This window comes from Modestobacter sp. SYSU DS0875, from assembly GCF_054050915.1.
The window spans coordinates 141,036-167,312 of the sequence record NZ_JBJHAH010000001.1; the positions used below are offsets into that span (position 1 = coordinate 141,036).

24 protein-coding genes are annotated in these 26,277 nt (G+C 75.5%); 9 read left to right on the forward strand and 15 right to left on the reverse strand.

Annotation, left to right across the window (positions count from 1 at the left end):
- Window positions 1–9 precede the first annotated feature (9 nt).
- On the forward strand, window positions 10–1,467 hold the full coding sequence (locus ACI79Y_RS00675) for an AAA family ATPase (protein WP_457156641.1): 1,458 nt from the start codon (window positions 10–12) through the stop codon (window positions 1,465–1,467).
- A gap of 55 nt (window positions 1,468–1,522) precedes the next feature.
- Here the strand turns inward: ACI79Y_RS00675 and ACI79Y_RS00680 are convergent, their stop codons facing one another.
- A complete protein-coding gene (locus ACI79Y_RS00680; protein WP_457156642.1) occupies window positions 1,523–2,254 on the reverse strand; it encodes a hemerythrin domain-containing protein in 732 nt (243 codons plus the stop codon).
- 250 nt (window positions 2,255–2,504) lie between these two features.
- Here ACI79Y_RS00680 and ACI79Y_RS00685 point away from each other — a divergent pair, with 250 nt between their 5' ends.
- A complete protein-coding gene (locus tag ACI79Y_RS00685) occupies window positions 2,505–5,183 on the forward strand; it encodes a S8 family serine peptidase (RefSeq protein ID WP_457156643.1) in 2,679 nt (892 codons plus the stop codon).
- Window positions 5,184–5,261: 78 nt separating this feature from the next.
- Window positions 5,262–6,275 carry an LLM class flavin-dependent oxidoreductase gene (locus ACI79Y_RS00690; RefSeq protein WP_457156644.1) on the forward strand — a complete coding sequence of 338 codons (1,014 nt, stop codon included), beginning with the start codon at window positions 5,262–5,264 and terminating at the stop codon, window positions 6,273–6,275.
- A 121-nt stretch (window positions 6,276–6,396) separates the two neighbouring features.
- On the opposite strand, the gene ACI79Y_RS00695 is transcribed toward ACI79Y_RS00690, so the two are convergent.
- Window positions 6,397–6,603, reverse strand: coding sequence for a hypothetical protein (locus ACI79Y_RS00695; RefSeq protein WP_457156645.1), 207 nt, complete (start codon window positions 6,601–6,603; stop codon window positions 6,397–6,399).
- A 180-nt stretch (window positions 6,604–6,783) separates the two neighbouring features.
- Between ACI79Y_RS00695 and ACI79Y_RS00700 the strand changes: the two genes are divergently transcribed.
- The 4 genes from ACI79Y_RS00700 (at window position 6,784) to ACI79Y_RS00715 (ending at window position 10,084) form a co-directional block, all read left to right on the forward strand.
- The gene (locus ACI79Y_RS00700) at window positions 6,784–8,310 is read left to right on the forward strand and encodes a DUF4407 domain-containing protein (RefSeq protein ID WP_457156646.1); all 1,527 of its coding nucleotides are present in this window, start codon (window positions 6,784–6,786) and stop codon (window positions 8,308–8,310) included.
- Window positions 8,311–8,441: 131 nt separating this feature from the next.
- The gene (locus ACI79Y_RS00705) at window positions 8,442–8,972 is read left to right on the forward strand and encodes an NUDIX hydrolase family protein (RefSeq protein ID WP_457156647.1); all 531 of its coding nucleotides are present in this window, start codon (window positions 8,442–8,444) and stop codon (window positions 8,970–8,972) included.
- A 125-nt stretch (window positions 8,973–9,097) separates the two neighbouring features.
- On the forward strand, window positions 9,098–9,484 hold the full coding sequence (locus ACI79Y_RS00710) for a hypothetical protein (RefSeq protein ID WP_457156648.1): 387 nt from the start codon (window positions 9,098–9,100) through the stop codon (window positions 9,482–9,484).
- A 69-nt stretch (window positions 9,485–9,553) separates the two neighbouring features.
- Window positions 9,554–10,084: a hypothetical protein gene (locus ACI79Y_RS00715; protein ID WP_457156649.1), complete on the forward strand. Its 531-nt coding sequence runs from the start codon at window positions 9,554–9,556 to the stop codon at window positions 10,082–10,084.
- Between the two features lie 74 nt (window positions 10,085–10,158).
- Here ACI79Y_RS00715 and ACI79Y_RS00720 read toward each other — a convergent pair whose 3' ends face one another.
- The 3 genes from ACI79Y_RS00720 to ACI79Y_RS00730 form a co-directional block, all read right to left on the reverse strand.
- Window positions 10,159–11,142: an NAD(P)-dependent alcohol dehydrogenase gene (locus tag ACI79Y_RS00720; protein ID WP_457156650.1), complete on the reverse strand. Its 984-nt coding sequence runs from the start codon at window positions 11,140–11,142 to the stop codon at window positions 10,159–10,161.
- Between the two features lie 135 nt (window positions 11,143–11,277).
- Window positions 11,278–12,519 carry an MFS transporter gene (locus tag ACI79Y_RS00725; RefSeq protein WP_457156651.1) on the reverse strand — a complete coding sequence of 414 codons (1,242 nt, stop codon included), beginning with the start codon at window positions 12,517–12,519 and terminating at the stop codon, window positions 11,278–11,280.
- Window positions 12,520–12,667: 148 nt separating this feature from the next.
- The gene (locus ACI79Y_RS00730) at window positions 12,668–13,441 is read right to left on the reverse strand and encodes a thioesterase family protein (RefSeq protein ID WP_457156652.1); all 774 of its coding nucleotides are present in this window, start codon (window positions 13,439–13,441) and stop codon (window positions 12,668–12,670) included.
- 115 nt (window positions 13,442–13,556) lie between these two features.
- Between ACI79Y_RS00730 and ACI79Y_RS00735 the strand changes: the two genes are divergently transcribed.
- A complete protein-coding gene (locus ACI79Y_RS00735; RefSeq protein ID WP_457156653.1) occupies window positions 13,557–15,332 on the forward strand; it encodes a putative bifunctional diguanylate cyclase/phosphodiesterase in 1,776 nt (591 codons plus the stop codon).
- A gap of 90 nt (window positions 15,333–15,422) precedes the next feature.
- Here the strand turns inward: ACI79Y_RS00735 and ACI79Y_RS00740 are convergent, their stop codons facing one another.
- Window positions 15,423–15,722 (reverse strand): copper amine oxidase, encoded by a 300-nt coding sequence (locus ACI79Y_RS00740; protein ID WP_457156654.1) that lies wholly within the window; start codon window positions 15,720–15,722, stop codon window positions 15,423–15,425.
- On the reverse strand, window positions 15,719–15,868 hold the full coding sequence (locus ACI79Y_RS00745; protein WP_457156710.1) for a hypothetical protein: 150 nt from the start codon (window positions 15,866–15,868) through the stop codon (window positions 15,719–15,721). The genes ACI79Y_RS00740 and ACI79Y_RS00745 overlap by 4 nt, the downstream gene beginning before the upstream one ends.
- A gap of 106 nt (window positions 15,869–15,974) precedes the next feature.
- Here ACI79Y_RS00745 and ACI79Y_RS00750 point away from each other — a divergent pair, with 106 nt between their 5' ends.
- The gene (locus ACI79Y_RS00750) at window positions 15,975–16,313 is read left to right on the forward strand and encodes an IclR family transcriptional regulator domain-containing protein (protein ID WP_457156655.1); all 339 of its coding nucleotides are present in this window, start codon (window positions 15,975–15,977) and stop codon (window positions 16,311–16,313) included.
- Between the two features lie 37 nt (window positions 16,314–16,350).
- Here the strand turns inward: ACI79Y_RS00750 and ACI79Y_RS00755 are convergent, their stop codons facing one another.
- The 8 genes from ACI79Y_RS00755 to ACI79Y_RS00790 all read right to left on the reverse strand — a co-directional run bounded on the left by ACI79Y_RS00755 (window position 16,351) and on the right by ACI79Y_RS00790 (window position 26,231).
- On the reverse strand, window positions 16,351–17,586 hold the full coding sequence (locus ACI79Y_RS00755; RefSeq protein WP_457156656.1) for a TIGR02679 family protein: 1,236 nt from the start codon (window positions 17,584–17,586) through the stop codon (window positions 16,351–16,353).
- Window positions 17,583–21,674 (reverse strand): SbcC/MukB-like Walker B domain-containing protein, encoded by a 4,092-nt coding sequence (locus ACI79Y_RS00760; protein WP_457156657.1) that lies wholly within the window; start codon window positions 21,672–21,674, stop codon window positions 17,583–17,585. Before ACI79Y_RS00760 ends, ACI79Y_RS00755 begins: the two co-directional genes overlap by 4 nt.
- Entirely contained in the window at window positions 21,671–22,897 is a 1,227-nt protein-coding gene (locus tag ACI79Y_RS00765; RefSeq protein ID WP_457156658.1) for a TIGR02678 family protein, read from the reverse strand. The genes ACI79Y_RS00760 and ACI79Y_RS00765 overlap by 4 nt, the downstream gene beginning before the upstream one ends.
- Window positions 22,894–24,399 carry a DUF2397 domain-containing protein gene (locus ACI79Y_RS00770; protein WP_457156659.1) on the reverse strand — a complete coding sequence of 502 codons (1,506 nt, stop codon included), beginning with the start codon at window positions 24,397–24,399 and terminating at the stop codon, window positions 22,894–22,896. Before ACI79Y_RS00770 ends, ACI79Y_RS00765 begins: the two co-directional genes overlap by 4 nt.
- A 146-nt stretch (window positions 24,400–24,545) precedes the next feature.
- Window positions 24,546–24,863, reverse strand: a complete 318-nt coding sequence (locus ACI79Y_RS00775) for a type II toxin-antitoxin system PemK/MazF family toxin (protein ID WP_457156660.1) — start codon at window positions 24,861–24,863, stop codon at window positions 24,546–24,548.
- Complete coding sequence (locus tag ACI79Y_RS00780) at window positions 24,863–25,099, reverse strand: ribbon-helix-helix domain-containing protein (RefSeq protein ID WP_457156661.1); 237 nt, start codon at window positions 25,097–25,099, stop codon at window positions 24,863–24,865. Before ACI79Y_RS00780 ends, ACI79Y_RS00775 begins: the two co-directional genes overlap by 1 nt.
- Window positions 25,100–25,247: 148 nt before the next feature.
- Window positions 25,248–25,454 (reverse strand): hypothetical protein, encoded by a 207-nt coding sequence (locus ACI79Y_RS00785; protein WP_457156662.1) that lies wholly within the window; start codon window positions 25,452–25,454, stop codon window positions 25,248–25,250.
- A gap of 21 nt (window positions 25,455–25,475) precedes the next feature.
- A complete protein-coding gene (locus ACI79Y_RS00790) occupies window positions 25,476–26,231 on the reverse strand; it encodes a hypothetical protein (RefSeq protein ID WP_457156663.1) in 756 nt (251 codons plus the stop codon).
- Between the last annotated feature and the right edge of the window lie 46 nt (window positions 26,232–26,277).

The following is a 26,277-nucleotide window of genomic DNA, read 5'->3' on the forward strand; positions in this document are numbered from 1 at the left end:
GGTGGCGCAGTGCAGCGTGGATGGGCCAGCTACTCGCCGATGGGTGACCCGGTCGCGCCCGCGCCTCCGGACGGGCGCCCGCTCGAGCTCGCCGACCTCGGCAAGCTGGCCCGGCGCGGCGTGCGGGCGGTCACCCAGGCGGCCCGGGCCGACGACCGGGTCACCTTCGCCTCGCTGCTGGCCGGGCACCTGGGGGCGGGCACCGGTGGCGAGGTGGCCGAGGAGACCTGGCCCGGGTACGAGCACGTCAACGTGCAGGCCGGGCTGGACGCCTGGCTGGCGCAGCCGGGGCGCAGCAGCGAGGTGGTCGGCGTGCTGGGCTTCCGGCACCACCACTTCGGGCTGGCCGAGCTCATCGGGCACGCCGATCTCGGCCCGCACGGGCCGCGGCCGGGCACCGCCGCCACGGTCAACCTGCCGGCCGGGCCGGACGGCGCCACGCGCCCGTGCCTGCGCTGCGCCGTCGTCCTGGTGACCGAGGGCGACACCCGCACCGCCCTGCTGGTCCGCGGAGCCGAGCCGGAGAGCGGGCTGGCCCAGGTGTCGGTGCAGGCGCTGGGCGCCGACCCGGCCGCGGCCGCCGCCCTGCGTGGCATCCGGGCCGCCGCCGACGAGCACAACGTGTTCCGCCGGCAGGTGCTCTCCTTCGGCCAGGAGGTCTTCGGGCACGGGCAGACGCTGCTGCAGTTCCACCCCCGGCCCCGGCTGGCCGCCGACCAGCTGGTGCTCGACCCGGCGACGATGGCGGTGATCGACCGGCAGGTGGTCGACGTCGCCCGGCACAAGACCCGGCTGCTCGCCGCCGGCCAGCACCTCAAGCGCGGGCTGCTGCTCTACGGGCCGCCCGGGGTCGGCAAGACGCACACCGTGCGGTACCTGGTCGGGCGGCTGACCGACACCACCGTCGTCCAGCTGACCGGCAACGCGCTGCACCTGATCGCCGAGGCCTGCTCGGTGGCGCGGGCGTTGCAGCCGGCGATGGTCGTGGTCGAGGACGTCGACCTCATCGCCGAGGACCGCGGCCTGCACCCCGGCCAGCACCCGCTGCTGTTCCAGCTGCTCAACGAGATGGACGGGCTGGCCGAGGACGCCGACGTCGTCTTCCTGCTCACCACCAACCGCGCCGACCTGCTGGAGCCGGCGCTCGCCGCGCGGCCGGGCCGGGTCGACCAGGCGGTGGAGCTGACGCTGCCCGACCGGGCCGCCCGGCGAGCGCTGTTCGACCTCTACCGGGGTGACCTGGCGATGGACACCAGCGGGCTCGACGACGTCCTCGCCCGCACCGAGGGGGTCACCGCGTCGTTCCTCAAGGAGCTGATCCGCCGGGCCGCGCTCTTCGCCGCCGACCGGGTCGGGGAGGGGGCGATCGCGGTCTCCGCGGACGACCTGACCGCCGCCCTCGACGAGCTGCTGGACACCCGCAACGCGATGACCCGCACCCTGCTCGGCGCCGCCCCGGCCTCCTGACCCGCCACCTCCCGCCAGAATGGCCATTCTGGCGGGAGACGGGAGGCGGGGGAGGTCAGGCGGCGGGTGGGGCGCCGCGCAGCCGGACGACGGCGGCGCGGAAGTCCCGGCGGCCGAACAGCCGCCACGCGGTCCGCGCCGCGCGGGGCAGCCCCACCATCAGCCGGGCCCGGTCGCCGGCGCAGGCGTCCTCCAGGGCCAGGCCCAGCACGAGCATCTGCTCCCGGCCGGACAGCGGGTTGCCCGCGGCCCGGCTGATCGCCGCCCAGTCCGCGGAGGTGAGGTGGGCGGCCACCAGCGGCAGCAGGGCCCGCTCCTCGGCGGCGGTGTGCACGCCGACCGCGGCGGCCAGTCGGGTGCAGGCCCCGGCGAAGACCTCCTGGGCCCGGTCGCCGCCGGCGGCGGCCCACCCGCGGCCGGCGGTGGTCAGGTCCCGCAGCAGCTGGTCGATCAGCGTGGCCCGGGTGGACCAGGCGTGCACCTCGGCGCGGGCGTCCGCGCGCGCCTCGTCGGGGAGGCCGGTGAGCAGCAGCGGCCAGAGCAGGTCGCGCTCGGTGGCGTGGTGCTGCACGACGACGCGCGCGACCAGGTCGGCGTGGCCGGCCAGCTCGGCGGCGCGGGCGGTGTCGTCGGCCGGCGCCCAGGAGGTCAGCTCGGCGAGCAGCCGCAGCTCGCGGCGGGCGAGCCCGTGCAGCACGCGCTGGTAGGCGACGGCGGCGGTGCTCGGCAGGCGGGTGGGGTCGGGGGTCCGGGCGGCCGCAGGGCGGGGGAGGACCGCGGCGGTCATGGCGCACCTTCTCGCGCTCGGCGATGGTTCGGACGCCAGCACGGTAGGGCGGGCGGGCGCCCGCCGGACAGCCATTTCCGGGCCCGGCGGCGAAGATCAGCCCGAGGTCGGGGGGACACGCCGCCGGGGTCATCCCCAGGGTGGAGGGGTTCTCACCCGTCCGGGTCATCCAGCTCTCCCCGGTCCCGGTCGATACCAGCCAGGCAGTCCCCGTCCGGGACCTGCGCGGTCCCGACCAGGAGGCACCCGAATGGACCCCCAGCGAGCCGACGGGCGCGCCGTGCGCCGCCCCGCCGCGCCCCCGCGGCGCCGGACCGGACGACGGCTGCTCGCCGCCGGTGTGGCGGCGGTGCTCGGTTTCGGCGGGGCCGCGGCCATCGACCACCTGGCGCTGGCCGACGGGGTCGAGCCGCTGGCCGAGGCCGACGGCTGGGGAGGCGGGGACGGCCTCACCCGGTTCGTGCTGACCGGCGAGGGCGGGCCGGTGAGCGCCGCGACCCTCGAGGCCGTGTCCGCCGTCCAGGGTGTCGTGAACGTGCAGGTCCTGCACGACGGCTCCGGCTTCGTCGCCACCCAGGGGCTCGCCCCGGAGGCCCTGGAAGCCGTACCCGGGATCACCGGCGCAGAGCTCTCCCCGAGTGTTCCGGTGCTGGGCTCAGTGGACCCCTACTACGACCTGTACGGCTGGAACCTGGAGAACACCGGCGCGAACGCCTACCAGCAGACGGCCGTCCCCGGCATCGACATCGACGCATCCGCCGGGTGGGCGGCCGGCACCGGTCGCGGGATGGTGGTCGCCGTCCTGGACACCGGTTACGACTCCGACCACCCCGACCTGGCCGGGGCGCTGTGGACGAACCCCAGTGAGGTGTGCGGTTCCGTCGACACGGACGGCAACGGCAAGGCCGGGGACTGCCACGGCTGGAACTTCCACACCAACACCGCCGACGTGGACAACGGTGCGGGCGGCAGCCACGGCACCAGCGTCTCCGGCGTCGTTGCCGCCCGTGCCGGGAACGGTGTGGGGACCATCGGAGTCGCCCCGGACGTGCAGGTGATGCCCCTGGTGATCGGCTCGGAAGGGGGGGTGGACGCCATCCTCGGCGCCCAGGCCATCCGGTACGCCGTGGACCACGGTGCCGACGTGATCAACGCGAGCTGGGGTGGCGAGTTCTCCGGCGAGCCATTGACGCAACTCCGGTCTGCCATCGCCTACGCCGCCGCGAACGGTGTCCTCGTGGTGGCCGCCGCAGGCAACGACGCACTGGACCGGGACGTCGACATCCTGTACCCGGCGAGCCTGCCCGACAGCAACATCATCACGGTCGGCTCCCACACCGCCGCGGACACGGTCAGCGACTCCTCGGCGTACGGGGCGACGTCGGTGGACCTCTTCGCCCCCGGCAACAAGGTCGCCGTCGTGTGGAACGACGGGGGCTACAGGTTGTCGTCCGGCACCTCGATCGCCGCGCCGCACGTCGCCGCCGCGATCGCGCTGTACAAGGCCCAGATGCCCACTGCCTCCGCGGCCGAGATCAAGGCCGCGGTGCTCGAGGACGTGGTGCTGTCCCCGGCCTATGCAGGGCGCTCGGTGACGGGCGGGCGGCTGTCCCTGACCGAACTGGGGGCCACCGCCGACGACGTGCGGTTCTCCTTCACCGGCATGCGGACCACGCCGGGCACGGTCACCCCGCAGGTCGTCGTCGACGGCTCGACCCCGGCCGGCGCCTACAGCGTGCGCTTCGGGCTGGGCCTGGAGCACCAGGGCGAGGTCATGGCCGTCGCCGGGCACCCGGTCGACCTCGGCGGCACGGTGGCCACCACCGACGACAGCGGCGAGGTGGCCTTCGACCTGGGCACCCGCGCCAGCGCCGGGCCGCAGGTGCTGAGCCCGTCGACCGAGCTCGGCGCCGGGCGGTACGTGCTGACCGTGCAGCTCTACCGGGACGGTGCCGCGGCCGGGCGGCGGTACGCCGCGCCGCTGCTGGTCGCCACCGCCGCCGCCACCCCTCCGTCGGCCGCGCCGACCTCGGCGGCACCGACCTCGGCCGCCCCGACCTCCCAGGCTCCCGCGGACGGCCCGACGGCGCCGACGGCGACGCCGACCTCCGGGAGCACGGTCGCGCCGTCCCCCGGCGCGACGGCCGCCCCGACCTCGTCCGGCTCGGGGAGCTCCGGTGGCGCTGCCCCGTCGTCGTCGGCCTCGCCGATCGCGACGCCGACCGGCCAGGCGCCGGCGCCGACCGCTCCGCAGGTCACCTCGTCGCCCACCTCCTCGGCTCCGGCCGCCCCGACTTCCGGTGGCTCGGGCACGGCGGCGCCGACGCCGACCGGCTCGTCGGTCCCGACCGGCACCGCTGGGCCGACCGGCACCTCGACCGCGCCCCCGCCGGCCAGCAGCCCGACGTCCTCGGCCTCCGCGCCGTCGTCGCCGGCGGACGGCGGCAGCAAGGAGTACCCGCCGACCGGGCCGTTCGGGCTGACGTCGATCAGCCCGGCGCAGGTCAGCACCGACGGCGGCACGTCGGTGACCATCACCGGCACGGCGATCCCGACGGGTGCGATGGTCGTCGTCGGCGGCACCCAGTCGGCGGCGGTGACCAGTGCGTCGGCGACCCGGCTGGTGTTCACCGCACCCGGCCTGGTCGCGGGCACCTACGACGTCACCGTCTACGCCCCCGACCGCACCACCTCCGCCACGCTGTCCGCGGCGCTGACGGCGGTGGACCCCCAGTCCGGTGGGTCGGCGCCGACCTCGGCCGGCAGCACGCCGACCTCCACCGCGACGCCGACGTCGGTGGCGGCCCGGCCGACCGAGGTTGCCGGCCCGAACGGGATGCGGCTGGTGCGGTCCTCGCTGCTCGCGTCACTGGCGCCGCGGATCTGGCAGGTCAACTGCTCGTCGGCCTGCAGCGGGATGGCCGTCTGACGGACTCCCGCCGGCCCGCCCGTACCAGGGCGGGCCGGCGGTGACCCCCCTCCTGTGGCCACCGGGCAGGATCGGGGCATGCCCGCACCCGGTGACCCGCTGCAGCAGCTCGGCTTCCTGACCATCGGCCTGTTCGACGGCGCCGACCCCGGCCCCGGCCACGAGACGACGTTGCAGGTCATCGAGCTCGGGGAGCAGCTGGGCTTCGACAGCGCCTGGCTGCGCCACCGGCACCTGCAGTACGGCATCTCCTCACCGGTCGCCGTGCTCGCCGCGGCCACCCAGCGCACCTCCCGGATCGCGCTGGGCACCGCGGTGACCCCGCTGGGCTGGGAGAACCCGCTGCGGCTGGCCGAGGACCTGGCCACCGTCGACGTCCTGTCCGGCGGGCGGCTCAACCCCGGCGTCAGCGTCGGCCCGCCGATGCACTGGGACGACGTCAAGGCGGCGCTCTACCCGGACACCGCCGAGCTGGAGGACCTCTCCTACGAGCGGGTGTCCCGGCTGGTGCGCTTCCTCGCCGGCGAGCCGGCGTCGTCGTTCGCCGGCCGGGAGGGCATGGTCGAGGAGTGGTCGGACCGGGTGCAGCCGCACTCGCCCGGGCTGGCCTCGCGGGTCTGGTACGGCGGCGGGTCGCTGCGTTCGGCGCAGTGGGCGGGGGAGCAGGGGCTGCACTTCCTCACCTCGTCGGTGGTCAAGGCCGAGCAGACCGAGGACTTCGCTACCGAGCAGGCCGCGCAGGTGCAGGCGTTCCGGGCGGCCAACCCGGCGGGCCGGTTGTCGCAGGGGCTGGTGGTCATCCCCACCGACTCGGCGACGCCCGAGCAGCGGGCCAGGTACGCCGCCTACGTCGAGGCCCGGTTGCCGCGGACGGCGTCGCCGCAGGGGCCGGCGCGGATGATGTTCGCCCCCGACCTGATCGGGACCTCGGAGCAGATCGCCGAGCAGCTGTACGCGCACGCCGGGTTCCGCGAGGTGTCCGAGGTGGTGTTCGCGCTGCCGTTCAGCTTCGAGCCCGCCGACTACGTGCAGATCCTCACCGACACCGCCCAGCACCTCGGCCCGGCGCTGGGCTGGCGCCCGTCGTCCTGACCGACTGACCCCTGGCGCCGTGCGGGTTGAGCCGCGCCATCTGATGGTGAGCCGTGCCGTGGCACGGCTCACCATCAGGGCAGCCGGGTTGACCCGTCCGGGCAGCCGATCCGGTCGGGGTTCAGTCCGTCGGGTCGGCGATCCAGTGGCCGGTGTGCGAGAAGTCCTCGGTGGCCGGCCGCTGGCAGGCGGGGCAGGGGTCAGCGACCAGGTTGCCCTCCGCGCCCAGCCGCTGGCGCAGCCGGCGCATGGACCGGGCGCCGCCGGACAGGTCGGAGATCCAGCTGTCGAGCGCGTCCGCCTCGAGTGCGTGATCGATGGTGCTCATGCGGGGGTTCTCGGCGGCCGGCGCGCCGGGTGCGACCTCCTGCGGCACGGGTGGGCCGGATGAGCCGGATGTGACCGGGCAGCGGCGCAGGCCACAACGGCCGCCGCCGGCCGCGGCGGTACCGGACCGGTCGTGGGCGACCGATAGCGGGGAGGAGATCCCGGCGGAAGGAACCACCCAGTGCGCACCCGCACCCGTTTCGGCGACCGGCTGGCCGTGCTCGGCGGCGCCCGGCTCGACGTCCTGCGTGTCGCCCCCGGCGCCCGCGCCCGGCAGGTCGCCCTCGGCGGCGTGCTGGTGAGCACGGCCGCACTGGCCGCGCTGTCGGCGGCGTTCGCCGTCCACATGACCCTGGGCGCCTGGTGGGCCCTCGCGGCGGCGATCGGCCTCGGCTGGGGGCTGGTGATCCTCAACCTGGACCGGATGCTGCTCACCGGCATGTCCCACGACCCGTCCTGGAAGCGGAACGTGGCGATGGCGCTGCCGCGCGTGGCGCTCGCCCTGGTGCTGGGCACGGTCATCTCCACCCCGCTGACGCTGCAGGTGTTCAGCAAGGAGATCGACGCGACGGTCGTCACGATGCAGGCCGAGGCGGCGCAGGAGTTCAGCGCCGCACTGGACGCCGACGAGCGGTACGCGCAGATCCCCGTGTTGTCCGAGCGGATCGCCGAGTCGCAGGCGGTGCTCGCCGGTGGGCGCACCGCCGACCCGAACGCCGCCCCCACCGTCGTCGCCGCGCAGGCCGAGCGGGACACCAAGCGCGCCGCGTACGACGCCGCCGTCGCCCGGTACGACGAGCTGCAGGCCAAGGCGCAGTGCGAGCTGGACGGCACCTGCGGCTCCGGCCGCCCCGGCACCGGCGACGCCTACTTCTCCGCCGCGGCCGCCGCCGCCCAGCAGGCCACCGTGCGCGACCGCGCCAAGGCCGAGCTGGACGACGCCGACGCCGCGCTGCAGCAGACCCGGACGACGGCCGCCGAGGAGGCCGCCAGCGCCGACGCCCGCGGGATCGCGCTGGCCCGGACCGACCTGGCCGCCGACTCCGCGGAGCTCACCCGGCTGACCGATGCGCGCAACGCCGAGCAGGCCGCCTTCGACGCGGAGAACGGCGAGAGCGACGGCATCCTGGCCCGGCTGGAGGCGATGGACCGGCTCGGCGAGGAGCGGCCGATGATCGGCACCGCGCACCTGATGCTGTTCCTGCTGTTCCTCTGCATCGAGGTGCTGCCGGTGCTGGTCAAGGTGATGCTCAACTTCTCCCCGCCCAGCGCCTACGACCGGCTGCTGGAGGTGCGCGACGAGGAGGAGATCGAGGCGGAGAAGATCCGGGTGAACGGCCGGCAGCGGGCGCAGCGGGCCCGCGCCGACCTCGTCGTCGCCGCCGAGACCGACCGGATGGCGCGGGAGATCCTCGAGCGGGAGATGGCCCAGCGCGAGGAGGCGGCGCGCAAGGCCGCCCGCCGGCGCGCGCGCCGGCTGCCGCGGACCCTGCGGGCGATCTTCCCGGCCCGGGACGGCGCGCCGGCCGCCCCCGAGCTGATCGAGCCGACGCTGGACACCGGCGAGCTGGAGGCGCTGCTCACCGGCTCCTACGAGGCGGGGCTGTACGGGACGGGGTCCCGCAGCACGGACACGGCCGCGCAGGTGCCCGGCCCCCGGCCCGCAGCCGACGCCGTCCTCGCCGGAGCCGACGACAGCGACCGCTGACCCCAGCCCGCCAGAATGGCCATGATGGCGCCCTGCAGGGGCGCCATCATGGCCATTTCTGCTCACCGACGTGAGTGACGGCACCGCCCCGCTGCGTGCCGGGTCCGCCGGCGTCGGATAGACAGGCAGGCATGACCGAGGTGACGAGCTCCGATTCCAGCTGGCTGTCCCGGGAGGAGATGGACGCCGCCCGGGAACGGCTGCCGATCCTCTACGTCGACGCGGTGCCGGTGCGGGTCGACGACCACGGCGTCGTCACCTCGGTCGGGCTGCTGCTGCGCATCGGCGAGGACGGCCAGGTGAAGCGGGCGCTGGTGTCGGGCCGGGTGCTGTACCACGAGCGGGTCCGCTCGGCGCTGCTGCGGCACCTGGAGAAGGACCTCGGCCCGCTGGCGCTGCCGCGGGTGCCGGCCGCGCCGCAGCCGTTCACCATCGCCGAGTACTTCCCGACCCCCGGCGTCACCCCGTTCCACGACCCGCGGCAGCACGCGGTGTCGCTGGCCTACGTGGTGCCGGTGGAGGGTGACTGCGCCCCGCAGCAGGACGCGCTCGAGCTGACCTGGTTCAGCCCCGACGAGGTGCGCGAGCCCACGGTGCTCGCCGAGCTGGCCAACGGACAGAGCGCCCTGCTGACCCAGGCGCTGGCCCACCTCGGCGTCTGACCGCTGGCTCTGCGTGGCCGACTGACCACGCGGCGTCGATGTCCGCGCTCTCACGGGTTCGTGGCGGTCTCGGAACGACGGTGGACCCTTACCGGGCGGTCGTGGTGCCGTTCACCCTCCTGGCCATGACGTCAGCAGAGGTGGTCGGCAGCCGGGTCTCCCGTCGCGAGCGCGCCCGCCTCCTCGTGGTGCTCGACGGGGCCACGGGCGGTGCGGCAGAACTGGTCCGTGCGCTGCGGGACGCGGCCCGGCAGGAGGGCAGCGTGCTCGCCTGCACCGTCGTCTCCCCGCGGGCGGACGACGTCGAGCGCGAGCTCGCCCGGGCGGCACTGCAGGCGCAGGTGGCCCGGGCCGAGCAGCAGACCGGGGTGCGGGGGCGCACCGAGACGGCCCTGCTGGACCCGGCGGTGTTCGAGGCGCTCAGCGGGACGGCGCGCGGCGGGTCGCTCGTCGTCGTCCAGGAGCACCGCCGGCGGGTGCTGCGCTCGGCACCGTTGCGCACACCGACCTGACCCGGCGCGCCGTTTCCCGGGCGTGTCGCCCGGGCAGGTCCCGGTCCCCCGAGACAGAGGAGACCGGCCATGCCCACGTGGGCCGTCGTCGTCATCGTGATCGCAGCCGTCGTGCTGCTGGCGCTCGTCGCCTTCGCCGCGGCCCGCCGCAGCAAGGCGGCCAAGGCGCGGAAGGCCGACCAGGCGCGTGAGGCCCTGCGCGAGGCGCAGATCCGCCAGGCGCGCGCGGACCAGGAGCAGGCGCTCGCCGACGAGCAGCTGGCCCGCACCCGGCGGGAACGCGCCGAGGCCGAGGAGCGGCTGGCGCTGGCCGAGCGCGAGGCGCAGGAGCACGCCGGCCGCGCGAACGAGGACCGCTCCGCCGCCCAGCAGCTGCGCGCGAAGGCAGAGAAGCTGGCGCCGGGGCTGTCCGACCGGGACCTGCAGCGCACCGACGGCCGGCACCGGGCCGAGGAGGACCCCCAGGCCGACGGCGACCAGCAGGAGCATGGCGACCACCGGCCGAACGTGGTCGGGCAGCCGAACGTCACCCAGCCGGTCGCGCACGACGAGCGCACGGACCGGGCCACCCCCTCGGGTGGCGGCGCGACCCGCGCCTGATCCCGCCCCGAGCGCCCCGGCTCCCTCGCGGAGCCGGGGCGCTGCCGCCTGCGGGGCGCCCTCCCAGGGGAGGGTCAGGGCAGAACGACGACGGTCTTGGCGCGGGCGTGGCCGGTCTCGACGTGGCGGATCGCCTCGGGGACCTCCGCCAGCTCGTAGGTGCGGTCGACGACCGGGCGGACCGCTCCGGACTCGGCGAGCCCGGCCAGCGCCGTGAGCCGTTCGGTGGTCGGGGTCGCGGTGTAGGGGACGATCCGCTGGCGCAGGAGACGTCCGACGACGGCGCCGGTCGCGATGAGCCTGATGGGGCCGAGCAGGCTCCCGCCGTCCCACACACCGCCGCCGGCCAGGAGCAGGGTCCCGGTGCCGGTCAGCAGGCTGCGCAGGTCCCGCAGCCTCCGGTTGGCGACCAGGTCCAGCACGACGTCGTAGCGCTCGGGGCGCGCGGTGACGTCCTCCACGGTGTAGTCGACGACGTCCGCACCGAGCGAGCGCACCAGGTCGACGTTGCGGGTGCTGCAGACGCCGGTGACCTGGGCGCCGTACGCCCGGGCGATCTGCACGGCGAAGGTGCCCACCCCGCCGGCGGCCCCGTTCACCAGCACCCGCTGCCCGGGCGCCAGGCGTGCGTGGTCGCGGAGGCCCTCCAGGGCGGTGCACCCCGCCAGCGGCATGGCCGCCGCCTGCTCGAAGATCAGGCCGGCCGGCTTCGGTGCCACCTGACCGGCGGGCAGGCAGGCGAACTCCGCGAACGCGCCCTCGGCCGTCCCGGTCTCGCCGTACACCTCGTCGCCGGGCTGCACGTGCGTGACGTCGGCACCGACGGCCGCCACGACCCCGGCCACGTCGCGGCCGCGGATGCGGGCCTTCGGCCGGCGCAGCCCGAGGACGAGCCGGGCGATCCGTGGGTCACCGCGCATGACGTGCCAGTCGGCCGCGTTGACCGAGGCGGCGTGGACCCGGACCAGCACCTGGCCGGCAGCGGGGACAGGGGCGTCGACGTCCTGGAGCATGAGGGTGTCGGCGGATCCGTAGGTGTGCTGGGTGATCGCCTGCATGGCTGCGCCTCTCGGTGCGCGGGCTCCGGGGCGGTCCCGGCGCAGCCGACGTTAGGGCCGGGGCGCCCGGAGATCATCAGGGAGGACCCTGACCGGCACCCCGACTCCGGCGGAACCGGGCGGCGCCTGTGCGGATCAGGCGGGAACCGGCTCCGGCTCGCGGTGGCGGGACGTCGACGCGGTGTGGGCGACTCCGGCGGCCACCACGAGCCCCGCGGCGACGGCGGGGAGCAGGAGCCCGGTCGCCGACCCGAACCGGTCGACGACGAACCCGGCGACCGCCGATGCGAGAGCCTGGCCGACGACGACCGCGGAGCCCAGCATCGTCATGGTGGTCGCCGAACGGCCCACCGGGCTGAACCGGGCGGCGAGGCTGAACTGGCTGACCAGGGTCGGGCCGATGCCGCAGCCGAGCACCGCGAGGGCGAGCAGCAGCACCGGCACCGACCGGGCGGAGGCGAACAGGACGGCGGCGGCGAGCATCAGCGACCCGAACGCCAGCCACCGGGCCCGCAGGCTGAACCGGACCGGGAACGCCGCCGAGCCCAGGGCCAGCGCGGCCGAGCCGATGCCCATGACGCCGTAGAGCAGCCCGGCCCGGTCGCCGTTGCCGTCGTCGGCGAGGAAGCCGGTGAGGGAGGTGAGCGTGGCGCCGAAGAAGAGCCCGACGCCCAGCGTGCCGGCCACCACCGTGAGCAGCGGGAACCGGACCAGTTCCCGGGCGGGCGCCTGGGCGCCGGCCTGCCCGGAGGTGCCGATCTGCAGACGCCCGGTCGGGTGCAGGGCGAAGCCGGTGACGAAGACGAGGGTCAGCACCGCGGCGCCGGCGATCGCCAGCCAGGGCGCGACGGCGGTGGCGAGCAGCCCGACGAGGAACGGGCCGACGATGAAGACCGTCTCGTCGGCGGCCGACTCGTAGGCCATCGTCGAGTTGAGCACCTTCTCGCGCCGGTTCGGCGAGATCGCCCGCCGGATGATGGCGACCAGCCGGGTGCGGGACATCGGCGCGATCTGCGGCGCGGAGGCGCCGATCAGCACCGACAGCGCGAGCAGCGCGAAGGCCGGCAGGGTGCTGGCGACGACGAACGGGAACGCGCCGAGCAGGGTCGCGTTGACCAGGCCCACCGGGACCAGCACCCGGCGCTGGCCGAACCGGTCGGCGGCCGCGCCGAGCAGCGGACCGACGACGGCGGTGCCCAGGCCGGCGGCGGCGGAGTTCAGGCCACCGAGGGTGACCGAGCCGCGCTCGGCGACCACGAGGGTGAGCACGCCGACGGTGATCATCGCGTACGGCAGCCGCGCGATGAAGGCGAGCGGGAAGTAGGAGAACCCGGCCTGCTGGATGAGCTCGTTGCCGGTTGGGCGGGTGCGGAACATGACCTCTGCTGGCGGGATCGGGCGTGCCGCCTTGCTCCACCGGTGCGACCGGCCGCAGGTTGTTACACACGAGTTCCAGGAACTGCCCGACGATAACCGACGTCGTCCACTCGGCGGGGCAGTCGCTGGCGCGCGTCCCCCGGCCGGGTCAGCGTTCGCGGACGAGGAGCGGCTGGGAGACCTGGCCGATCTCACCGGAGGCGTCGGACAGCGTGCCGAGGCACAGGCCGATGCCGTCGGCGGCGATCGACGTCCGGCAGGACAGGTGCACCCACTCGCCGTCCGGCTCGCGGGTGAGGTGGGTGGTCATCCCCGGCGGGATGGAGAGCCAGCTGTCGATCGGCAGCTCCGCGGAGATGCCGTTGGCCGCGTCGGCAGCGATCAGCGTGCGGTCCGGGCCGGTGAGCTCCTGGTCGGCGATGAGCGGGACGCGGACCCGGGTCCAGACGTCGGCCGGGCCGGCCTGGTCGGGTGAGCCGGCGGTGTAGCGCCAGTCGAGCGCCTGCCCGTAGCCCCAGTCCGGGAGGTGGGGCAGGAACTGGTCGGACGCCTCGGGGACGGCGGGCGGCGGGCTGAGCTCGGTGACCACCGGCGGGGTCGGACCGGTCGCGATCGACCAGACCCGGGCGACGGCGACGGTGCGCCCCTCGACGGTCATCGTGGCCTCGGTGAGGGCGATCCGCCGGCCGGGGCGGACCGCGGAGACCTCGACGGTGAGCTCGCGGCGGGGGATGGCCCCGAAGAAGTCGACGCTGACCCGTGCCGCGCGGAGCCCCTCGCCGGTGACGCCAACCGCGAGGTGCGCCAGCAGCGCCGACGGCGGCCCGCCGTGCTGGGCACCGGTGTCCCAGGGGCTCTCGGTGGCCCGGGTGGGGGAGAAGCGGTTGTCGCCGAGCGGCAGGTAGAAGGCCTCGAAGTCCACGCCCGGCAGTCTCGCTGACGCGACGAGCGGGGGAGCACGGCCCCGGTGGTGTGGTCCGGGATCCCCCCCCGAACGGGGCACGACCTGTCCGGCAAGACTGCGGTCGAATCCGGTTGTGCACGATGAGATGTGCATGCGGATCAGCCGGATGGCGCCCGAGGTGGCCACGCCTCGCGTGGTCGCGCGCACCGCCGGGCTGCTGACCGCCCTGGGCGGGGTGGCAGCGGTGTTGCTGGTGCTGACCTCACCGGACTGGCTGCACCACTTCGCCCCTGGGCTCATCGCGCTCGCGCCGCTCACCACCGTGGCCGGGCTGGCGATCATGCGGTGGGGCAGCCGGGTGCCGCGGATCTTCTACCAGGTGCTGCTCGCCGCGGGCGTCGTCGGCATCGGGGTCTTCGCCGTGTCCGCCCCCACCGCCAGCGGTGCGGTGGCCGTGCTGGCGCTGATGGCCTTCGTCGCGATGGACTCCTTCCTCTTCTTCCCGCTGCTGTGGGCCGTCGGCTTCATCGGCGAGGTGCTGGTGATCGGCGCGCTGGTCGTCGCGCAGCGGGGGGATGTGGAGACCGGTCCGGCCACCGTCCTGGCGGTGCTGGTCATCGGCTCCGCCGGAGCGGTCGGCGTGCTGGCCAGCCGGGCCGCCAGCGCCGGTGAGGACGCGCTGACCGGGCTGGTGAACCGGCGCGGCTTCGACGAGCTGCTGGATGCCGCCGTTCGTACGGCGGTCCGCAGCGGCGAGCCGCTGTCGGCGGCGCTGTTCGACCTCGACCACTTCAAGGCGGTGAACGACACCCACGGGCACGCCGCCGGCGACGAGCTGCTGCGCTCGGTGGCCGCCACCTGGACCCCGCTGCTGCCGGCGGGTGCGGTGCTGGCCCGGCACGGTGGGGACGAGTTCGCGCTGCTGCTGCCGGGGCTGGACGGCGACGCGGCCCTGGCAGCCGTCGAGCGGATGCGGGCGGTCCTCCCGCGGGTGCGCACCTCGGTGGGCGTTGCCGCGCTCCAGCCGGGCGACTCACCGGCCGGGCTGATGCGGCGGGCGGACTCCGCCCTGTACCGGGTGAAGTCGCGCGGTCGCGGGTACGGGGAGCTGGATGCCGGTGGGCTCAGCCCGCTAGCCGGCGACCTCGCCGCGGCGCTGGCAGACCCGGTTGCCGGTGGATTGGCCGTGCACTTCCAGCCGATCGTCACCCTGGCCGACCGGTCGGTCATCGGCGTCGAGGCGCTGGTGCGCTGGACGCACGCCGGGCGCGGCCCGGTGTCGCCGGCGGAGTTTGTGCCGGTGGCCGAGCGTGAGGGGCTGATCGGCCCGCTGGGGGCGTTCGTCGCGGAGACGGCGTGCCGATCTGCCCGGGAGCTGCGCGAGAGGACCGGCCGGGACCTGTTCCTGACCGTCAACGTGTCCGGTCTGCAGTTGGACGACCCGGATTTTCCGCGCAGGGTGCTCGAGATGCTGGCGCGGACCGGCTGGCGGGCCGAGCGCACCGTGATCGAGGTGACCGAGAGCCTGGTCGAGGCGGAGTCGACCCGGTCGGTGGGCGCACTGCACGTGCTGCGCTCCCACGGCCTGCAGGTGGCGATCGACGACTTCGGCACCGGCTACTCGGCGCTGTCCCGGCTCGACACCCTGCCCGCCGACCACCTGAAGCTGGACAACTCCTTCATCTCGGCGATCACCACCTCCACCCGGCGGGCCCGGCTGCTGGGCAGCGCGGTGTCGCTGGCCGAGGCGCTCGAGCTGACGCTCGTCGCCGAGGGCGTGGAGACCGAGGAGCAGGCGCGGCTGCTGACCGAGCTGGGCTGCCCGCTGGCGCAGGGCTGGCTGTTCGGCCGGCCGCAGCCGGTCGAGGCGCTGATGGCCTCGCTGGTGCAGGCGCCCGCGGTCGCTTGACCGGAGACGCCCGCCAGCTGGTGCTCTGCTCACCCCGGGTGAGCAGAGCACCAGCTCCGTGACGTCAGGGACGCCGGAGGGCGGCGGCGGTCACGAGCGGTGGCCCTTCTCCGCCGCGCAGTGCGACGACGTGGGCCTCGGGACGCCGAGCGCTGGGTTCTTGTCGAAGGAGCCGACCGGCCCGAGGGTGAACCCGGAGTAGTCGGTGGGCATGACCGGCCAGTCCTCCGGGCGCGGGAAGTGCGTCAGCCCGAAGGTGTGCCACAGGACGACGTCGGTGTTCTCCACCGGGGCGTTGTCGGCGACGAACGCGGGCAGCCCGCCATCGCCGGGGTGCATGTTGACGAAGTCGCCGGCCGGGTACCGCTCGGCCGGGTCGTAGGCGGTCACCCACAGGCTCTTGGTCGAGAACGTCGCCCGCTTGTTGATCGAGGAGTCGTGCGGGTGAACGCGTTGCCGTAGGGGTTCTCCGGCGACGTCGGCACCCGGACGGCGTCCACCTCGTGCACCGTGTTCGCCACGCCGTCCACGGCCATGTCCAGCCGGGCGGAGAACAGGTGCTGGTGGAACGGCGCTGTACACGGCGACGTCACTGCGGGTGGCCGACATCGACCCGGACCTGCCGCTGCAGGACCCGAGCTGGTGGAGCGGCACCTGCACGCGACGGCGGCGGGGCGGCTGTTGCTGGCCGAGCAGCCCGAGTGGCGGGACCTGCTGCCGCCGTCCCGGCTGACCCGGTTCACGCCCGCGACGGTGACCCGGCCGGATCAGCTCGACGCCTGCCTGGCCGGCGTCCGTGCTGCTGGGTTCGCCACGCAGAGCGGGGAGCTGCACCGGGGAACGAGCTGCCTGGCGGTGCCGGTGCGCTCGGTCGAGGGCGAGCTGGTCGCCGGGGTGGTGGCCAGTTCGGGTGCCGGCCTGTCGGAGATGACCGGGGGGATCGAACGGTGCGCGCGTTCGCTCGCCCGGCTGCTCGCGTGAGTGGCTGGGCTGCGGCCGGCGGACGTCGGTCGAGGGGCTAGAAGACAGCGGTGCCGAGGTCGGCGAGGAGGACGTCCAGCACGGCCTCCTCGTGCACGGCCCGGCCGTGGTCGCGGAGGGCCGCCCGCAGGGACGGGTCCCACGGTGTCGGGACCTCGGGGCCGGTGAGCGGGACGCCTGCGCCGGCCGGCAGGGACGCCAGGTAGTCCTCGGCCCCCAGTCGCCAGGGCGTGGCACCGCGGGCCAGTACCCGCCCCGCGATGAGCAGCCCCGGCCAATCGAAGTCCCCGTGGTAACGCACGTGCGCGTCGTCGCCCAGCAGCCGTTCGACCAGCAGAGCGCCCGCCGCGGACGGGTTGCCCTGCAGGCAGACCAGCGGCCCGGGTGCCCCGCGGTCGGCAGCGGCCTGCACCACCTGCGGGTTCTCGCAGACGTGCAGCACCGATCCCGACGCGGCCCACGGGCCGTCCGCCGTCCGGAGCTCGCGGAGCGTCAGGTGGGTGGGCAGGCCCAGTTCGGCGCGCTCGCGCATCATGCCTGCCCACCGGTTCGTCCCGTGCGGCCGCCAGCCGAGCACGAGCACGGTCCCCGACACGTCGTCGGTGCGCACCGCCACGTGCGTCCACAGCCGGGCCCGTTCCTCGGCCGTCGCCGGCGCGGGTTCGCCGCGCTCGGCGGCCAGCCCCCGGTAGGCGATGGTGCCGGCGCGACGGCCGGCGTCGAGGGCGTGCGCGTCCCCGGCGACGAATGCGGCCAGCTCACCGAGCGTCCGTGCGGTGGGATCGCGCAGCACTCGGGCGACCGCCGCCACCGCGATCGGGAACGCGTCTTGGGATGCCGGGACCAGCAAGCCGTCGGCGCGCAGCCCGGCCGTCCACCGGGCCACCCATGGGTCGCTCAGCTCCGCGCTCGCGAGGGCCGCTTCCCACGCCTCCTCCGCCGCTCGCCGCACGTCGGAGGCCTCCCGCTTCTCCGCCGGCCGGTTCCGCAGTGGCCCGCCGAGCTCGACCACGACGTCCACCAGCGAGCAGGCTGCGGGGGAGCTGCGCAGGGCGGTGTCCAGGTCCGGCAGCGGAAGCCGTCGTCGTCCCGGACGCAGCCGGCGTCCGAGCACGCCGCCGAGCAGGTCCGCCGCCGTCTCGTCCAGCGGCACCTCGACGGTTCCGGCCGGTTCCAGCCCGGTCGCCTCCAACCGCCGGCGGACGACGGCCCACACCGGGGTCAGCGCCGGGGCGCGCAGCTCTGCCCACAGCGGGGCCGCGGGGCCGGTCACCGGAACCAGTGGCGGGTGGTGCCGTCCCAGTGCACCCGGGTGGTGATCGCCGGTGTGCCCTCGGCGCGGCGCACCTCGTAGACGTCGAGCGAGGGCATGCCCGGCCCGAAGCCCCACAGCGCGTGCCCGGTCATCACGACGTCCAGGTCGAGGATGACCAGTTGGGCCATGAGCTCGCCGATCGTGCGCTCGTCGACCTTGGCAAAGGCGTCGTCGAGGAGGATGAGCCGCAGCACCTCCGGGTCGGGCAGGCCGGCGTAGAACGCATCGGCCGCGGCGAACAGCGCCAGGTAGCTGACCACCCGGGTCTCACCCTGCGAGAGCCGGGCCCGGCGACTGATCCGCCGTCGCTCCCCGGCGCCGGGGCCGAGGATGTAGACCTCGACGGTGTGCCACGCGCGGTGGTCCAGCGCCGCGCGCAGCGCGGTGGCGTACCCCTGCGCGGGGTCGCTGCGCAGCTGCTCCTCGACCCGGCCGCGGAGGAGCTCGCTCAGCTCGGCGTTCGCGTCCGCCGAGCGGGCGGACGCCCGGGTGCGCACCAGCTCCTCGATGCGGGTCACCGCGCCGGTCACGTCCTCGGCCAACGGCCAGCGGATCTCCACGCCGATGCCGTGGCTGGTCCGGATGCCGGCCAGCCGCTCGTTCATCAGCTCCACCTGCCGGGTCGACCACAGCAGCTGCTGCCGCAGCTCGTCGGCGACCGAGCCGAGCACGAACGTGGTGAAGATCCGCTGCTCCCGCTCGGTCAGCGCGACCCGGCCGAGGTCGCGGCGGCGCACCAGCTCGGCCACCGCGGCGGACAGCGTGCGCCGGCCGGTCGCCTCGGCGACCTCCACGAGGTTGACCCCCTCGACCACCGAGGTGACCAGGTCGTAGTCGGCCGGGTCCCGGCTCTTCTCCAGCGCGAGCAGCGCCTTCTGGAAGCCGTCGGGGTCGGGCTCCGGCAGCGGGTCGGGCAGTGCGGCGAGCAGAACGCCGACCAGCGACCCGGTGGTGGGGAGGGCGTCGACCCCGGCCGCCTCGGCGAGCCCCGGCAGCTCGACCCTCCGGCGCAGCACCTCCTCAGCGCTCCCGGCCGTGGCGCGTGCGGCCAGTGCCGCGGCCGCGGCCGTCTCCGCGTCGGCCTCCGCCTTGCTGCGTGCGGAATGGGTGGCCAGCCGGGTGCCGTCCGCTGCCTTCGCTGCGGTGCGTGCCTCGGTCACCGCGCGCTCGGCGGCCCGCAGCTCGGCCCGGGCGGTGTCGGCGTCGAGCCCGGCGGCGAGCTCGGCGGCGGCCAGCGCGGTGGCCGCCTCGTGCCAGACGGCACGGACCTGCTCGGCGACGTCCTCGGCCTCGCGTCGCTGCTCCTGCGCCCGCTCGGCCGCCCCCTGGGCATCGGTGATCCGGGCGAGCGCACGGCGGAGGTCCCCGAGGGCCGTCGCCGCCGCCTCGGCCGCGGTGACGGTCTGCCCGGCGCGGTCGCGCGCCGTGCTCAGCGCCGCCTCGTCCGCGGCCAGGCCGAGACGGGCGCAGGCCTCGACATGTCGCCGCCGGGCGACGTCGTGCGCCGCGCGCAGCTCGGCGGCGGTGCGGGCCAGTCGCGTGGCGGTCGCCGACTCGCGTGCCAGCTCCTGCTCGGCACTGCGCCGGGCCGCGGCGGCCTCCCGGACGGCGCCGGCCCGGGGGGCGGTCTGCACGTACCCGTCGAGTGCGGTGAGCTCGGCGGCCACCCCGGTGAGCCGGGTGTCGAGCGTCGTGACGGCGGTGTCGACGTCGCGCAGCTCCGCTTCGACGGTCTCGATCTGCTCCGCGCGGTGCCGGGCCCGGGCGGTGGCGCCGATGTGCCGGGCGTGCGGCACGGTGTGCCGGCCGGTGAGGACGCCGAGCCGGAAGGACCCGTCGGTGTCCAGCCAGCACTCGCCGGCCCGGTCCGCCCAGCCGATCCGCGCGAGGACCGCGGCCACGTGCCCGCCGTCGACGCCGGAGCCGGGATCGGGCACCAGCACCTCGGACAGCGGCCGGGCAACCCGTTCACCGGCGGCGCTGACCAACAGTTCCCCGGTGCCGGGCGTCGTCGCCCCGGCTGGCGCGAGGACGGCGGTGAGCAGCCCCGAACCGATCAGCGCGGCCTCGACGCCGGCCTGCTCCCCGGGCCCCACCCCGGCGGCGAAGTCGACGGCGCGCCACAGCGGGGTGCCCGGCTGGGACGCAGTCCAGCCCGGCCGCTCCGGCTCCGGGTCACGGGCGGCCCGCAGGCCCGCCAGCCGATCGGTGAGCTGCGCCCGGCGCTCGCGCAGCGCGCGGCGTTCCTGCTCCGCCTCGGCACGCTCGGTGACCAGTCGCGCCACGGCGCCGCGGGCGGCCTCATCGGCGGCCCGGTCCAGCCGGTCCAGCGCTGCCTCGTCGACGAGGTCCGGCTCGACGTGCTCCGGCTCGTCGGCACGGGCCAGCAGGGCACCCACCGCGGTGCTCGCCCAGTCGACGTCGCCCAGCCGGCGGGCGGTCTCCCGAGCGCCCACCCAGGTGCGCCAGCGGTCGCGCAGGTCCGTTCCAGCGGCCACCTCTGCCTCGACCGCGGCGTCCCGCCGGCCCGCGCTCTCGCGCTCCCGGTCCGCCGCCTCGTCCCGCCGCTGCTCGGCCCGCAGCACGCCGGTCTCCTCGGTGGCGAGCCGGCGCTGTTCGGTGAGCCGGGCGGTGGTGAGCGCCTGCCGGTCGGCGGCGGCCTGGCGGACGGTGCCGGCTGCCGTGCGCAGCGCCGCCAGGTCGGCGTCGCCGAGGTCGACGGTGGCTCGCGCCGGCCGGGTGAGGGGCTGCGGATCGCCGTCCGGGCGGCTGCGCACCGGCTCGGTGGCGCCGGGCACGTCGACGAGACGAGCCACCAGTTCGGCCGGGAGCGTGCTGGGCACCCCGGCAGCCCCGGACTGCTCGGCCAGGGCAGCCAGCCGGGCCGACACCCGGGTGCTCACCTCGGTGGTGTCGGTGGCCTCGCGGGCGACACGCTCGGCCGCCTCCGCCTCGGCACGCCGCGCTGCCTCCGCCCGGTCGGCGGCGCTCTCGGCGGTGCCCCGCTGCGCGGCGACGGTGCGCGCCCGTTCCAGGAGGTCACGGTGCTCGGCGGAGTCCTGCAGCCCGCGCAGCGTCGCCTGCACCTCGGCGAGGTGTTCCTGGGCCTCGGTGTGGACGGCGGCCGCGGCGGCCGCCGCCGCGTCCGCGTCGGTGTACGCCCGACGTGCTGTGGCCTCGGCCCGGTCGGCCCGTGCCGAATCGCGGACGGCGGTGCGCGCCCGGCCGGTGGCGGCGGCCAGCTCGCCCTGGGCATAGCGGCGGTAGACGGTGAGGAAGCGCTCGAGGTCGGTGACGCCCCGCTCGAGCCGCTCCTGCAACGCCCGGGTCTCGGAGATCTCGTCGAGCTTGGCGCCGGCGGCGTCCAGGGTGGCCTGGGACAGCGGCGGGAGGGCATCGGAGAGCAGGGCGGGCAGCCGGCCCTCGTCGATCCGGTTGCCCACGTCGGGGGAGCGCAGGGTGTGCAGCAGCTGGGTCAGGCCGTCGAAGCGCTCCTCGGCACGGGCGTCGACCAGTCCGAACACCAGCCGGCGGACCCGCTCCCGGTGGACGTCGGGGGAGTCGGTGAGCTGTTCGGTGCCGATCAGTCGGCCGAGGTCCTCGCGGGAGAGGGCGTGCCGGTCGGCGTCCAGGAGGGGCAGGTCGTGCCCGACCCGGCGCTCGGTGGTGAACCAGTGCACCCGGACGGCGCCGGTCGACGACGACCAGCGCAGGTGCGCGCCCAGTGTCAGGTGGCGCTCCGGCTCCGCGGTGCCGTCGGTGTGCGCCAGCTCCAGCCAGAGGTAGCCCACCCGGTTGCCGCCCTCGGGGCCACCGACCCGCATCAGCCGGTCCAGGCTCACCTGACCGGATCCGCTGGAGTCCATCCGGCGGCGGTCGGCGTCCAGCAGGAAGGGCAGCAGCAGCTCCAGGGCACGGGACTTCCCCGAGCCGTTGGTGCCGCGCAGCACCATGCGCCCGCCCGGCAGCTGGAACTCGGCGTCCCAGTAGTGCCAGACGTTCTGGATGCCGGCCCGGTGCAGCCGCCAGCGCACGGTGCCGGTCACGGCGTCCCTCCCATGTCGAACAGCCCAGGATCCTCGGTCGGCGGCAGGGTGCTGGCGCGCGGTGCGGCGCGGTGGTGGGTCACCTCGGCCCGGTAGCGGGCCGCGACGGCGTGCACCCGGACCCCGTCCTCGACCACGGTCACGAGCGACAGCGACGACAGCAGGTCGATCACCTCGGCGCGCAGCGCAGCGGGATCCTCCCGCAGCCGCCGCTCCCAGCCGCGGCCGTAGCGGGTGAGCAGACCGGCCAGCGCCGCGTCGACCGCCGGCCAGGGCACCGGGACCCAGGGCGGGTGGGCCCCGGTGGCGTCCCGCAGTTCGGGGTCGGGCATGTGCTCGATCGCCAGGTGCTCGACCAGCAGCAGAGCCGCCTGCCGGACGGTTCCCGTGCCGGGGAAGGTGAGGTCGGTGAGCGAGGCGTCGGGGTCGTGCGCGAGCACGCCCTCGGCGCGCGTCTCGAGCACCAGCCCGAAGTGCTCGTCGAGCTGACGGCCGGTCTCCCGGCGCTCGCGGGAGAGCACGTCGGCGGTCTCGGCGTCCAGGGCAGCACGGGGGACCACGGGGTGCTCGACCAGCAGCCGGCGCAGCCGGCGGCGCGGCTGGTCGTCGGCGGCCGGTGCGAGCAGCGTCGCGGTGTCCGAGCCGGGAGGCAGCGGGCCGGTGAGCAGGTAGGGCAGCAGCGGGCGGTGCACGGTGAGCAGCGCCTCGTCCTGCCGCTCGGCCCAGCCGGAGGTGCTGCCGTCGGTCTCGGTGAGCACGCCCCAGCGCACCAGCAGGTCCAGCGCGGCCACCAGCGACCGGCGCTCGGCGAGCGTGTCGGGGATGTCCAGCCCGAGCCCCGCGGCGTCCGCCCGCACCTGCTCGATCAGCGTCGACAGCAGCACCTGCTCACCGGAGGACGGTGTGAGCAGGGCGGCGCCGACCAGGCACAGGTGCACGTAGCTCCGGGCCGGAAAGGGCTGCCGGTCGGCGCGGCGGGCCGGCCGGGCCGGGAAGCCGGGGTCGGGTGGTGCCTTGAGCAGCCGGGCGAAGGTCGACTCGACCACGAGGGTGTAGCCGAGCTGGGTGGCGAACATGGCCCGCAGGGCCGGCCCGTGCCGGCGCACCAGCCGCATGGTGTCGGGGTGCCGGTCGGCGGTGAGCACGGGCGTGAGCAGCAGCGCGCGAGCGGCGATCCGGCGCTCGGCGGCATCGTGCGCAGAGGTGGTGACGGCGGTGGTCATGCCTGGTCCTGCCCTCGCACCGACAGCGCCAGCCCGTGCACGGTCGTCCGCCCGTCGACGGAGTCGATGACCGTGTCCGCGCCGGGCTCGACGACCAGCGTGAGGCCCAGGTCCACGTCCGACCGCTCCGCCGGCTCCGCGAGGAGCTGGTCGCCGGCGATCACCGCGGCCAACTGGTCGAGCAGCAGGTCCCGCGCGGCGGGGGAGAGCCGCGCGCCGTGCAGCCGGCCGGCCGCGGACAGCTCGGCGGCGGCGGCCCGCAGCGCGGCGGCCTCGGCCTCCGCCTCGGCCAGCAGCCGTGCCCGGTCCAGGCCGGGATCGGGCACCCGGGCCGACCGGCCGCGGGCGGTCCGGTCACCCTGCTCGCGGACCGACACCGGGACGTCGACCGGCGGCGCGTCCCACCACGAGAGGGTCGGCGGGATGCGGCCGTCGTCGTCCTCGGGGCCGAGCGCGAGGTGCCGGGCGGGTGCGGCGCCGAAGGTCGCGGCCCAGACCCGGTGTGCGGTCTCGTCGTCCGGGCAGCCGTCGAAGACCGCAGCCAGCCGCAGCAGGTCGTCGCGGCGGGAGAGGCCGGTGCCCGCGGCGGAGACCATCCGCTTGGCGTTGGTGAGCAGCTGGCCGAGGGCCTGCTCGGCGGCGGCGCGCAGCCGCTCGGGCCCCGACCGCTCCTGACCGGCGGTGAACCAGCCGGCGAACTCGGCCCAGTCGCGTTCGGTGCGCCCGGGCAGCCGCTCGACGAGGGTGCCGCTGCCCAGACCGGGCAGGCCGGCGAGCTGGGTCACGATCCCGGGCACGTGCGGCTGCAGCTCGGCGAGCCGCTCGACGACCAGCGGCGCGTGCCGGCCGACGTCGGAGCCGAGCAGGTCGACGTAGTCCAGCAGCACGCCCTTGAAGGTCGCGTACTCCTCGCCGGCCAGGTCGTAGCGGCTGAGCACCGTGGCCAGGTAGGCGTAGAAGTCGGCCAGGCTGTCGAGGAAGACCCGCTGGTTGCCGAAGAGCGTGGTGACCTCGGCGGCGAGCCGCTCGGCGTCGGGAGGGTCCGCCGTGGCCAGGTCACGGATGAGTGCGAGCCGGTCGGCGGTGCCGGCGAGCAGCTCCCGGGCCACCTCACGGGCGCCCTCGGTGGTGGCCATCAGCTCTTCGACCTGGCGATGCACCCGGCCACCGAGCTTGGATATCTGGTACCGGGTGCGGGCGCGCTGCCAGTCGGCGATGGTGCGCACCCGGGCGTCGCGGACCGAGCGCACCAGGTTGCCCCAGCGGACCAGGGCGTCGCAGCGGTCCTCGACGGTGTCGACGTCGAGCCGTGCGGTGGTGCCGGTCTGCTCGGCCAGCCGTTCGGCGATCTCGGCGGCGGACAGGTCGATGAGCAGTCCGGAGCTGAACAGCCGCATGATCGCCAGGTAGTCGCCGGTGTGCTCCGCACCGCCGACGTAGCGGTACAGGTCGAGCCGGCGGTCGTCAGGCTCCGCGGTGCCGGCGGCCAGGTCCTCAGTCATCGTCGGTCCATGATGGCCGAGGGGGGTGACGGGACGGGAGGCCGCGCGGGCGTCGTCACCCATCAGCTTGACCCGGATCACGATCACGGGAAGGCGTCAGGACCTCGCCGTCAAGAACGTCACCGCGAGCCGGGGCGATCCGGTGGTCAACGGGGTCGTGGCAAGTCGTCCAGGTCGAAGGCTGCGTGCAGCGCAGCGGTGAGCAGCGGCTCCTGTTCCGGCAGCAGTCGGCCGATCTGCCGACCGAGCGCCGACTTGGGGATCGTGACGACGTTGTCGCAGCTGATGACGCTGGGGTGGTCGAGTCCGTTGTCCGGGCCGACCGGTACCTCGGTGGAGAGGCCTCGAACGGTGGTCGTGATCGGTGCGACCGTGACCCGTGCCAGGTGCGGACGGACCAGCTCGCGCGTCAGGACCAGCACCGGCCGGGTCTTGTCCAGCTGGGCGAGATGAACGGGACGCATCAGGCCAGGTCGTCCAGCGGTGTGCGGACGACGTGCGCGGCGAGGTCGTCGAACTCGTCGTCGTGACCGCCCGCGGTCAGGATGGCGGCATCTCGCGCAGCCACCTCGCGACGGCGCTCCCGTTCGAGGGCTCGGCTGACCACGGCGGCCCGGGACGCAGCCTTGCCCTCGGCAACGAGTTGATCGACGAAGCGGACGAGATCCTCGGGGAGTCGAACGGCGATCTGGGTGCTCACCCCGAAACGGTACCTCGATGGGATGCACGTCGGGATCGGCTGAATGATCGTCGAACGGAGCGGGCGGGGCTGGTCGTTCGGCCAGCTGTGTCGGACGTGGGGATGGTCGGGCTCCCTTGTGGATGCGCACCATGACGCGCCCGGGAGGTCACGCAGTGGGCCCGTCGTGCCACCGGCGGACGGCGGCGAGGAGGGTGGGCGCCCATCGGTCGACCGCCTTCAGCGACCCGTCGGTGAGTTCCGGTCGCAGGCCGCGCTCGCCGTGGCCGTACCGGATGAGGTCGCGCAGCAGCTCGGGGGCGCGGTCGAGGTCGAACTCGTCGGGGTCGAGGTCGTGCAGTTCCCGGTCGAGCAACTGGCGGACGTGGCGCGGCGCTCACAGGAGCGGGTCACCCACGCCGTTGCTCAGGCCGCTGGCGAGGACCCGCTCGACCAGCAGCGGGAGTGCGCCCCGCGTCCACGGGCGGCCCCACGGTGAGCCCAGGAAGCGCGTGGTGAGCTCGTCGGTGTCGACGTCCTCGAGCCATCCGGGCACGGTGGCGTCACCCCCGTCGGGGAGGCGGGACAACATCCACCGCACGAGGCAGCGCTGACTCCGCCACTGCGGGCGGGTCCTCAGGGCCTCGTCGAGGTCCACCCCGGTGAACGCAGCGGTGAGCCGGGCGCGGGCGTCGGCCGCGCTGATGTCGCGGACACGGAGGTCCGGGTCGTCATCCGCTCTCGACGACCGCAGCACTCTGTCGACCGAGTGCTCGAACAGTGCGCCGTCGACCGCTCGGGCGCCCAGCTCGTTGTCGACGCGGACGGCGGCGGTGAGGGGGTGCCCGCTCGGGAGGGTGACGCCGAGGACGACGTCGTCGGCCTTGCGGAAGGGGCCGATCAGCTCGACCGCCCGGTCGGCCGGGGCAGCGAGGTGCAGGTCGGCGAGCCAGCGCGGCACGGTGTGCCCACGGTCGGCGATGTCCCGGCGGACCCACCGGCGTAGGCCCGAGTCGTCGGCCAGCGTGGCGATGGCGAGCGCGCCGGCCGACGTCTCGGGGCGGTCCCAGGCCACGAGGTGGCGGACGGCCTCTGCGGTCTTCTCCGGAGCGACGTCGGGCTGGCTGGTGAAGTCGAGCATCATCGACGCCATACCGAGCAACGTCCCAGGCCTGCTCGAGTCGAGACCCTCGCTCAGT